This window comes from Pannonibacter sp. (assembly GCF_051860505.1).
Lineage (GTDB): Bacteria > Pseudomonadota > Alphaproteobacteria > Rhizobiales > Stappiaceae > Pannonibacter.
In genome coordinates, this window is record NZ_JBHYDX010000033.1 from 39,034 (window position 1) to 48,735 (window position 9,702).

7 protein-coding genes are annotated in these 9,702 nt (G+C 63.8%); all 7 read right to left on the minus strand.

Going from position 1 to position 9,702, the window contains the following annotated elements; all coding sequences use genetic code 11:
- Nucleotides 1-12 precede the first annotated feature (12 nt).
- Entirely contained in the window at nucleotides 13-1,683 is a 1,671-nt protein-coding gene (recN, locus tag ACTIFE_RS19015; protein WP_439530714.1) for a DNA repair protein RecN, read from the minus strand.
- A gap of 37 nt (nucleotides 1,684-1,720) precedes the next feature.
- The gene (locus ACTIFE_RS19020) at nucleotides 1,721-2,572 is read right to left on the minus strand and encodes an outer membrane protein assembly factor BamD (protein ID WP_439530720.1); all 852 of its coding nucleotides are present in this window, start codon (nucleotides 2,570-2,572) and stop codon (nucleotides 1,721-1,723) included.
- A gap of 510 nt (nucleotides 2,573-3,082) precedes the next feature.
- On the minus strand, nucleotides 3,083-4,036 hold the full coding sequence (gene lpxC, locus ACTIFE_RS19025; protein ID WP_439530715.1) for a UDP-3-O-acyl-N-acetylglucosamine deacetylase: 954 nt from the start codon (nucleotides 4,034-4,036) through the stop codon (nucleotides 3,083-3,085).
- 278 nt (nucleotides 4,037-4,314) lie between these two features.
- On the minus strand, nucleotides 4,315-6,078 hold the full coding sequence (ftsZ, locus tag ACTIFE_RS19030; protein ID WP_439530716.1) for a cell division protein FtsZ: 1,764 nt from the start codon (nucleotides 6,076-6,078) through the stop codon (nucleotides 4,315-4,317).
- A gap of 102 nt (nucleotides 6,079-6,180) precedes the next feature.
- On the minus strand, nucleotides 6,181-7,503 hold the full coding sequence (ftsA, locus tag ACTIFE_RS19035) for a cell division protein FtsA (RefSeq protein ID WP_439530717.1): 1,323 nt from the start codon (nucleotides 7,501-7,503) through the stop codon (nucleotides 6,181-6,183).
- The gene (locus tag ACTIFE_RS19040) at nucleotides 7,500-8,414 is read right to left on the minus strand and encodes a cell division protein FtsQ/DivIB (protein ID WP_439530718.1); all 915 of its coding nucleotides are present in this window, start codon (nucleotides 8,412-8,414) and stop codon (nucleotides 7,500-7,502) included. Before ACTIFE_RS19040 ends, ftsA begins: the two co-directional genes overlap by 4 nt.
- On the minus strand, nucleotides 8,402-9,328 hold the full coding sequence (locus ACTIFE_RS19045; RefSeq protein WP_439530719.1) for a D-alanine--D-alanine ligase: 927 nt from the start codon (nucleotides 9,326-9,328) through the stop codon (nucleotides 8,402-8,404). Before ACTIFE_RS19045 ends, ACTIFE_RS19040 begins: the two co-directional genes overlap by 13 nt.
- Between the last annotated feature and the right edge of the window lie 374 nt (nucleotides 9,329-9,702).

The window sequence follows — 9,702 nt, forward strand, 5'->3', positions numbered from 1 at the left end:
CTGGCGCGCACCCTACCCCGCCGTCTGCGCGATCAACCGCGCGGCGGCGGCGCGGGCCTCATCCGTGATGACGCTGCCAGCCAGCATGCGGGCGATTTCCTCACGGCGATGGGCCTCGTCAATCGACGTGATGCGGGTGGCGACACGCTCGGGAGCGACCTCTTCCTTGGCGATGAGGAAGTGTCCATCGGCGCGCGCGGCGACCTGCGGCGCATGGGTGACGGTCAGGACCTGGACGCTGCGGGCAAGGCGCGCAAGGCGCCAGCCGATGGCTTCGGCCACAGCGCCGCCAACGCCGGTGTCGATCTCGTCGAAAACAAGCGTCGGCACGGAACCGCTGTCGGCAAGCGACACTTTCAAGGCAAGCAAGAAGCGCGAGAGTTCGCCGCCAGAGGCGACCTTCATGATCGGTCCGGGCCGGGTGCCCGGGTTGGTCTGGACCCAGAACTCCACCACGTCGACGCCAGTCGCGGTGCGGTTTTCCGGATCGCTGGTGATCTCGACAATGAAACGGGCGCGGTCCAGCTTCAAGGATGGCAACTCGGCGGCCACGGCGGCTTCAAGCTTGTGAGCCGTTGCAGCCCGCGCGGCCGAAAGCGCGCCGGCGAGTTCATCAAACGCCTTGCGTGCGGCACTGGCTGCGGCCGCCAGCGCGTCGAGCTTTTCCTCGCCTGCATCAAGGTCACCAAGGTCGGACGCCATGCGCGCGGTCAGGGCGGCAAGCTCCTCGACCGGGACCGAAAACTTGCGTGCAGCAGCGCGCAGGGCGAACAGACGCTCCTCGGTTGCTTCCAGTTCGCGCGGATCGAAATCCGTCTGGCGGATGGCAGCCTCAAGCCCGGCCCGCGCCTCCTCCAGCGCATCCAGGGCCGTACCGAGAGCAGATACCGGACCGGACAGCATCTGCGGTGCCTGATCGGCCTTGCGCTCCAGCCGCCGCATCAGACTGGACAAGTCCGGAATGGGAGAGGCTGACCCATTCAGGGTCTCATAGGCCTCGTTGAGATCGCCGGCGATCTTCTCCACCTGCATCATGGCCGCACGCCGTTCGGCAAGCTCGGCTTCCTCGCCCGGCTTCGGGGCAAGGCGGGTCAGCTCGTCGGCGGAGGCCCGCAGGTAGTCGGCTTCGCGCCGCGCCGCCTCGATGCGGGCCTTGTGGTCCTTCAGAGCCTTGTCGGCAGCACGCAGTCGGCCATAGGCTTCACCGACGCCGGCAACATCCCCATCAAGGCGGCCGAAACTGTCGAGCAGCAGGCGGTGGCTTTCCGGATCGACGAGCGCACGCTCGTCATGCTGGCCATGCACCTCGACCAGCATCTGGCCGGCTTGACGGAGCAGACCAACGCTGACGGGCTGATCATTGATGAAGGCGCGGCTGCGACCATCCTGGGTCTGGATCCGGCGCAGGATGACATCACCGTCGTCGGGGACATCGTTTTCGCGCAGGAGCGCACGGACCGGGTGGACGCCAGCGACGTCAAAGACGGCGACGACCTGGCCCTGAGCCTCGCCGTGACGGACAAGCCCGGCATCGCCGCGACCGCCGAGCGCGAGCGTCAAGGCATCGAGCAGAATGGATTTGCCCGCACCGGTCTCGCCTGTCAGCACAGTCATGCCGGCGGAGAAATCGATGTCGAGCCGGTCAATCAGAACGATATCGCGAATCGAAAGTGTCGCCAGCATGGAAGGTGCCCCGCCCCTTCAGTCCCAGACGTCTGCCTCAGAACAGCTTGACGCCCTGGAACGCCTTGCTGATCCAGCTGCCACGATCCTCGGACGGCTCGTAGCCCCCCTTCTGCAGCAGCGAATAGGAATCCTTGTACCACTGGCTATCGGGATAATTGTGACCGAGAATTGCAGCCGCAGTCTGCGCTTCGCTGACCACACCAAGGGCGTAGTAGGACTCGGTCAAGCGGGCGAGAGCCTCCTCGACGTGGCGGGTGGTCTGGTAGTTGATCACGACCGACTTGAAGCGGTTGATCGCTGCGATGTAGTTGCGCTTCTCCAGATAATAGCGCCCAACCTGCATTTCCTTGCCTGCGAGCTGGTCATAGGCCACCAGCAGCTTCGACTTGGCATCTGCGGTGTATTCGCTGTCCGGATAACGGGTCACCAGTTCATTGAGGGCGGATGCGGCCTGCTCGGTGATGCGCTGGTCGCGCGAGATATCCGGAATCTGGCGGTAGTAGGACTGACCGATCAGATAGAGCGCGTAGGGCGTATCCTCACTGCCGGGATAGAGCGTGTTGAACCGCTCGGCGGCTGTGATTGCCTCCGGGTAGCGCCCCAGCGAGAAGTTGATGAACGCCAGGTTCATCAGCGACTTCTTGGCAAACTCGGAATAGGGATAAAGCTTGTCGAGTTCGGAGAACTTCTTGCCGGCGTCCGACAAACGGCCGGCATTGCGCAGCGCCAGCCCTTCGTTGAACAGCACCTCGGCCGGCGTGTCGTCCAGGGCAAGGTCATCGTCATCATTCGATGAACAGGCCGTCAGCACCAGGGCGGTCGCCAACAGCAGGGAGTGGATGAGGATCGTCTTCCTGCGCGGACGCTTGCCCGTTCCGGTCGCCATGTTGTCCAGCACGCCTTCCAACTCCTTGCCCAGGACACCGCCCATGAACCGGTCACACTGACCAGACCGGGACGGCACCTTCGTATTGATGCGTGATCGATTGCCGATCAGGTGACAGCACCGGAGCGGAAATCGATCTGACAGATTTCATCCTGCCTGTCAGGCAAGGCTTAAGCTGCCGCGTGGCAAATGCCAACCATTTTCCAAGGCACGGCTTTTACCGGATCTCGGCTGGACCTGCCACGCCATGTGTTCAATTTTTGAAGCTTTTTTGTGGCGGAGGGGTTGCGTGGGCCGATTTGCCCGATTGCGGGGTCGGACGTAGGCCCGTGTTCTCCCGGTCGTCATGCCATGACTTGATCATGGCATCCAGGCCGTTGCCTGAATACGCGGGGAGCTTAACGAGGCGGGCCGCGGGAGCAACTGGGCGAAGCTGATCGTGTGGAGAGGGCACGGCATGGATGCCATGGCCCGGCCATGGCATGACGAAGGACGAGGCTGGTCAGACGATCAGGAGACGTCGGGGCCGAAGGCGGCGGCAGCAAGGGCCGGGCGGCCGGCGGCCTGGCTGTTGTCGCGCCAGACCGGAGCTTCCACGATCTCGAAACTGTCCTTGGGGGCGCGGGTGAACAGTTCTTCCAGGATGGCGTGGTTCATCTTGTGACCGCCCTTGAAGGAGCGGTAGATGCCGAGGATCGGCAGGCCGGCAAGAGCAAGATCCCCGACGGCATCCAGTGCCTTGTGGCGGACGAATTCGTCCGGCCAGCGCGTGCCTTCGGGATTGAGAACACGGTCATCGGCAATCGCGACGGAGTTCTCCAGCGACGAACCGAGGGCAAAGCCCATGGCCCAGAGCTTCTCGACATCCCTGACCTGGCCAAAGGTGCGCGCTCGGGCCAGTTCCTTGCGGAAGACATCCGGGGTGAGATCGCGGGCAAAGGTCTGGCGTCCGATCAGGGCGCCGTCGAATTCGATGGTGACTTCAAAGCGGGTGCCGTCATAGGGCAGCAACTCGCACCAGGCGGATCCTGCGTCGATCCGTACCGGCTTCTTGATGCGCAGATAGCGTCGGCCGCGATCCAGCCGGCGCAGGCCAACCTGATCAATGGCCTCGACAAAGGGGGCGCTGCTGCCGTCCATGATCGGCATTTCCGGGCCATCCATCTCGACAACGACGTTGTCGACACCGAGCGCGATGAGCGCAGCCATCAGATGTTCGACGGTGGAGACGCCGTTGCGGGCCGGATCGGCAATGACGGTGCAAAGGGCCGTGGCTGTCACCTGATCCCAACGGGCCGGAATTGCGCGCGCGCTGTCCTGGGCATCGCACCGGGTGAAGACGATACCTGTGCCGGCATCTGCCGGAAGGAGGGTCACACTCGCCGGCTTGCCAGAATGGACGCCAACCCCGGTAAGGGTTACCTGATCGGCCAGGGTCGTCTGGAAGTCGGTACGGTGGGTCATGAATGATGCCTTGGTTCGGTCCGGCGCCACAGGACCCGCAAGCTTTACGCAAGCTTGATAGGGTCTGTTAACGCTCTGCGATCTGGCCGAACAATAGACCCGGGCGATCTGTGACCGAAATAAAGCTTTATTACGCTTTGTAACGCGTCAAACTCCTGTAAGCATTTGATATCGTTGCGATACGGGAAGCGCATTGCCACAATGTTACAAACGGAAACGACCCGGTGTCACCACCGGGCCGCTCCGAAGGGAAGAGTGTCAGTGCGAGTCGGAACGACTCAGTTCGACTGCCGGCGCAGGAATGCCGGAATCTCGAGCTGGTCTTCCTCGCTCTGGCTGTGCGGACGGGCGGGAGCCCGGCCGGTTGCATCCAGCTGACCGGCAGCACCCATCTGCGGACGGGGAGCCGGAGCCATCTGCGGCATGCGCGGAGCCGGACGCATCTGCGGCTGCGGCGCGACCGGAGCGGCCGCACGCGGCTGCACCTGCGGCTCCGGAGCCACGTCGTCATGTTCGACATGACGCGACAGGCCCGAGGCCAGACGACGCAGCAGGCCCATCGGACGGCGGTCGTCACCGTGATCGTCCTCGACGTGATGCTGCACCGGTGCTGCCTGCGGGGCGACGTCCTCGGTCCGGGCCGCCTGGGCGCGCATTTCACGCTGGGCGATCGGCGGGAAGTCTTCCATGCGCGGCATGCGCGGATTGGCAACCGGCTGTTCGGCGACCGGCGGGATATACGGACGGCTGACCGGGGCTTCGGCGGCCAGCGGCACCTGGACCGGCTCGCCGAGATCGGCAGCAGGAACCTTGGTGGTCATCAGGTCGGGAGCCGGGCGAAAGGCTTTGATCTGGACATCCGGGTCCGTCGCGGAGGCAACGGCGACCGGCTCCGGGATCGACAGTTCGCGCTCAAGGCTGGCCAGTGCGCGGGAAGCGGCATCCTGCTGGAAGGAACTGACAGGGGCGGCGGGACGCGCTTCAGCCGGGCGGGCTGCCTGCGTCACGACCGGCTTCTGCACGCTGTCCACGCGCGGGGCCAGCATGACGTTCATGTCAGCGTTTCCCAGGGTCTGTTCCTTGTCGATGCCGGTGGCAACAACCGAGACGCGGATGATGCCGTTGAGGCTTTCGTCGAAGGTCGCGCCGAGAATGATGTTGGCGTCCGAATCCACTTCCTCGCGGATGCGGGTGGCCGCTTCATCGACTTCGAACAGGGTCAGGTCCGTGCCGCCGGTGATCGAGATCAGGAGGCCCTTGGCGCCCTTCATCGAGGTCTCGTCGAGCAGCGGATTGGCGATGGCAGCTTCTGCGGCCTGCTGGGCGCGCTTGTCGCCGGAGGCTTCGCCCGTGCCCATCATGGCCTTGCCCATGCCGCGCATGATCGAGCGCACGTCGGCAAAGTCGAGGTTGATGAGCCCTTCCTTGACCATCAGGTCGGTGATGCAGGCAACGCCCGAGTAAAGCACCTGGTCCGCCATCGCGAAAGCGTCGGCGAAGGTGGTCTGGGCGTTGGCGATCCGGAACAGGTTCTGGTTCGGAATGACGATCAGCGTGTCGACGTTCCTCTGCAGTTCCTGGATGCCGGCTTCGGCGATGCGCATGCGGCGCGAGCCTTCGAACTGGAACGGTTTGGTCACCACACCTACCGTCAGTATACCTTGCTGTCGGGCCGCCCGTGCAATGACGGGGGCAGCGCCCGTGCCGGTGCCACCGCCCATGCCGGCGGTGATGAACACCATGTGCGAGCCGGACAGGTGATCGTTGATCTCGTCGATCACTTCCTCGGCGGCCGCAGAGCCGACTTCCGGCTGCGATCCGGCCCCGAGGCCTTCGGTCACGGCAACGCCCATCTGGATCAGGCGCTCGGCGTGGTTCATGGCAAGAGCTTGCGCGTCGGTGTTGGCCACCACGAAATCGCAGCCCTGGAGGCCGGCCGAAATCATGTTGTTGACGGCATTGCCGCCAGCACCGCCGACGCCGAAGACCGTGATTCTCGGCTTCAGCTCCTGAATGTCAGGCATCTTCAGGTTGATGGTCATAAGTTCCTCGCGACCCTCTAAGGGCACCCGATTCTCGGGGGCCCAGTTCTTCCCTTGTGTGTGCGCCGTTGCCGGCATTTCAGTCCGACGCGGCGTCCCGCGTCAGAAGCTTTCCCTGATCCACTGCCCGACCCGGGCGAGATACCCCTGATTGCCGCCCCAGCCGGAGCGCTTGTACTTCGGCTGGAACTGCTCGATCTGGGACACCTGCGGATAGATGAGAAGGCCAACGGAGGCAGCAAACGCCGGTCCCTTGGCCGCCTCGGGCAGTCCCGCCACACCGAGCGGCCTGCCCAGTCTGACGTTGCGGCCGATCACCCGGCGGGCCACTTCGCTGAGACCGGTGAGCTGGCTGGCCCCGCCGGTCAATACGATCTGCTTGCCGACACGCCCGGCAAAGCCGGACGCCGTCAGCCGGTCCCGCACCAGTTCGAGGATCTCCTCGACACGGGGGCGGATCACACGGGTCAGCGCCGACCGGGGGATCTGGTTGGGCAGATCGCCCTCGCCCTCGACGGGCGGAATGGTCAGCATGTCCCGGTCATCAACACTGGTGGCCAGCGCCGAGCCGTGCAGGGTCTTCAGCCGCTCGGCATCGGTGAGCCGTGTGGCAAAGGCACGGGCGATGTCGGTGGTGACATGCTGCCCGCCCACGGCGATGGCATCCAGATGGACCATCTGGCCTTCAACGAACACGGACAGCGTGGTTGTGCCACCGCCCATGTCGATGCAGGCCACGCCCAGTTCCGCCTCGTCGTCCACGATGGTCGAGAGGCCGCTGGCGAAGGGCGTTGCCACCAGCGTTTCCACCTGGAGATGCCCGCGATTGATGCAGAGCTCCAGATTGCGGACGGGAGGAACTTCCGTCGTCACCACCTGCATGTCGACCCCGAGCTTGAGGCCCATCATGCCGCGCGGATCGCGGATGCCGCGGTTGCCGTCCAGCGAATAGGAAATCGGCAGCGCATGGGTTACGGCCCGTCCATCCGTAGCGGAATGGGACGACCCGGCCACCAGCACCCGCTGGATATCTGCCTCTGTGACAGATTCGCCGGCTAAAGGCACGGTGGCGCTGAAGATTTCGCTCTGCAGTCGCCCGCAGGACACATTGGCAATCACGGATTCAACCGTCACACCGGCCATGCGCTCGGCCGCATCCACGGCAAGGCGGATCGCCTGCTCGGCCGCATCCATGTCGACGATGACGCCGGACTTGATGCCACGCGAGCGCTGGTAGCCGTAACCGAGGACTTCCACGGCATGGGAGCGACCGGCCAGCACATCCGAGCCTTCGCGCGGGGTCAGCTTGGCAATGAGGCAGCAGATCTTGGTCGAGCCAACGTCCAGCACGGACATGACAACAGCTCTGCGCCCCGGCAGGGGGCGCATGCGCGGCAGGTAGAGGGCAGTGCCGTTGCGGCTCATGTGTTTGCCCCCCGTTTCGCGACCTTGTCGCGCCCCTTGGGGGCTTCGTCACGCCGTTTCACAGCCTCATCGGTGAGGCGCACCACAATCCGGTCCGGCAGGCGCATGTCGACGGCAGCAATGTCACGGGTCAGCAGCGCGTTGTCGGCATCCATGCGCAGAAGCTCAGCCAGCGCTGCGGACATGCCGCTTTCCGGCAGGCGAACGGTAATGCCGTTCTCCAGCATCAGGTCCCAGCGGCGATGGCTGACCAGGAAGGCCGCGCGGACGCGGGGACGCAGGGAGGGCACATCTTCCAGCGCCGAGATGATCTCGCCTGCCCGCTTCTCGGCCCCGTCATTGACCACGAGCAACAGGTTGGCATAGCGACCGTCGACTTCACGGGTGATGATGTCGCCCTGCTCGTTGATGATCGAGACAACATCGCCATCCTGCCACAGCGCAAACGGGATCCGCTCCTCGACCGTCACCTTGAGGGTGTTCGGGTAAAGCTTCATCACCGAGGCATTTTTGATCCAGGCGATGGACGTCAGCCGCTCGCGGGCTCCGTCCACATCAAACAAGGACAGGGAGGTGCCCTCCTCGATGCCGAGCGCGGACAGGATCTGGTAGTCGGAGGTCTCACGCTGACCGGAGAGTTTGACCGTCTCGATGCCGAAACCGGCAGCACTGATCAGGGACTCCGACACCATCCGGCCGTAGCCGCCGAGAATGACACCATATGTGATTGTCGCAGCCAGAAAGGCCACGGCCGCAACCGATCCCGTCCCGCGCGGCAGCTCGGCCAGCCGCCCGGCCTGGCGCCAGAGCGGGCGCTGATGCAGGCGTGCGACACCACGCCCGCGCGGTGCGAGCTCCGCTTCAAGCGGAAAGGCGGTCTCTTCCTTGGCCTTGCGTCTCAGCGAGAGCAACTTGCGTCCTCCACCATCCAGGTGACGAGATCTCCGAAATCCGTACCCTCATGGGCAGCGAGTTCCGGGACCAGAGAGGTCGGGGTCATTCCGGGTTGTGTATTTACTTCCAGGCAGATCAGGGTTCCGGTGCCATCGGGCTTCTCGTCAAAGCGGAAATCCGCCCGCGAAACACCCCGGCACCCGAGAGACTGATGCGCCGTCAGGGTAAGTTTCTGTACTTCTTGGTAAACAAAGGTTGAAAGATTTGCAGGAAGGATGTGGTCAGACCCACCTTTCGCGTATTTGGCATCAAAATCATAAAAACCGTGCCCTTTTGGCACGATGTCAATAACGCCAAGCACCCGGTCTCCCATGACCGCGCAGGTCAGTTCGCGGCCCGGAATATAGGTTTCGCACATCAGGATGTCGGAATACGGCCAGTCTGCCCGGTAAAGCTCCTGCGGCGGATGGGCGGCATCTTCCTTCACGATGAGGACGCCAAAGCTGGAGCCTTCGTTGATCGGCTTCAGCACGTAAGGCGGCGGCAACGGGTGATCACGGCCGATCTGGTGGCGATTGACCACCACATGACGCGTCACCGGAACGCCGGCGGCAGCCATCACGGCCTTGGCCTTGACCTTGTTCATGGCCAGCGCCGAGGCCATCACGCCGGAGTGGGTGTAGGGAATGCCAAGGATTTCCAGAACGCCCTGGATACATCCATCCTCGCCGAACGGACCATGCAGGGCATTGAAGGCAACGTCAGGACGAAGATCAGCCAGGCGGTGAGCAATGGTGCGGTCGACATCGACGCGGGTAACGCGAAAGCCTCGCGATTCCAGCGCATCTGCGCAGGCGTTGCCCGATGAAAGGCTTACGGGCCGCTCATGCGCCCAACCACCCATCAGCACCGCTACATGTTTACCCGTCATTGCCGCGACTCACTCGAACACGTGTTTCCCGCCGACAATGCGCAGCAATTTGGTAAAGAATCGTTAACCAAGGCGTTAAGGATTGTGTTTACGAATGGGCGGGGCGGAGTGTTGCGGCGGCGCAACATTTTTTGGGGGCGACCTTGTTGTTCAAGCTTGCCGTCCACCCCTCGTCGCTCCTGCGGAGGCAGGAGCCTAGTAGCCCCGGTGTGGATTGGTGATCCCAGCGGGTGTTTCTGCTTATAGCTCAACGCGGGTTGCCGACCGTCCGCCGCAACGGGCCGCCTCGGTTACTGGGCTCCTGCCTGCGCAGGAGCGACGAAGGAGGGGTGGACGGGGGCGGTGAAGATGCGTTGGGTGCAATCAAACTGGCT

Bases quoted from the DNA above. Each gene is read 5' to 3' on its own strand.
- recN (WP_439530714.1), bottom strand. From the start codon at position 1,683: ATGCTGGCGACACTTTCGATTCGCGATATCGTTCTGATTGACCGGCTC.
- ACTIFE_RS19020 (WP_439530720.1), bottom strand. From the start codon at position 2,572: ATGGCGACCGGAACGGGCAAGCGTCCGCGCAGGAAGACGATCCTCATC.
- lpxC (WP_439530715.1), bottom strand. From the start codon at position 4,036: ATGACCCACCGTACCGACTTCCAGACGACCCTGGCCGATCAGGTAACC.
- ftsZ (WP_439530716.1), bottom strand. From the start codon at position 6,078: ATGACCATCAACCTGAAGATGCCTGACATTCAGGAGCTGAAGCCGAGA.
- ftsA (WP_439530717.1), bottom strand. From the start codon at position 7,503: ATGAGCCGCAACGGCACTGCCCTCTACCTGCCGCGCATGCGCCCCCTG.
- ACTIFE_RS19045 (WP_439530719.1), bottom strand. From the start codon at position 9,328: ATGACGGGTAAACATGTAGCGGTGCTGATGGGTGGTTGGGCGCATGAG.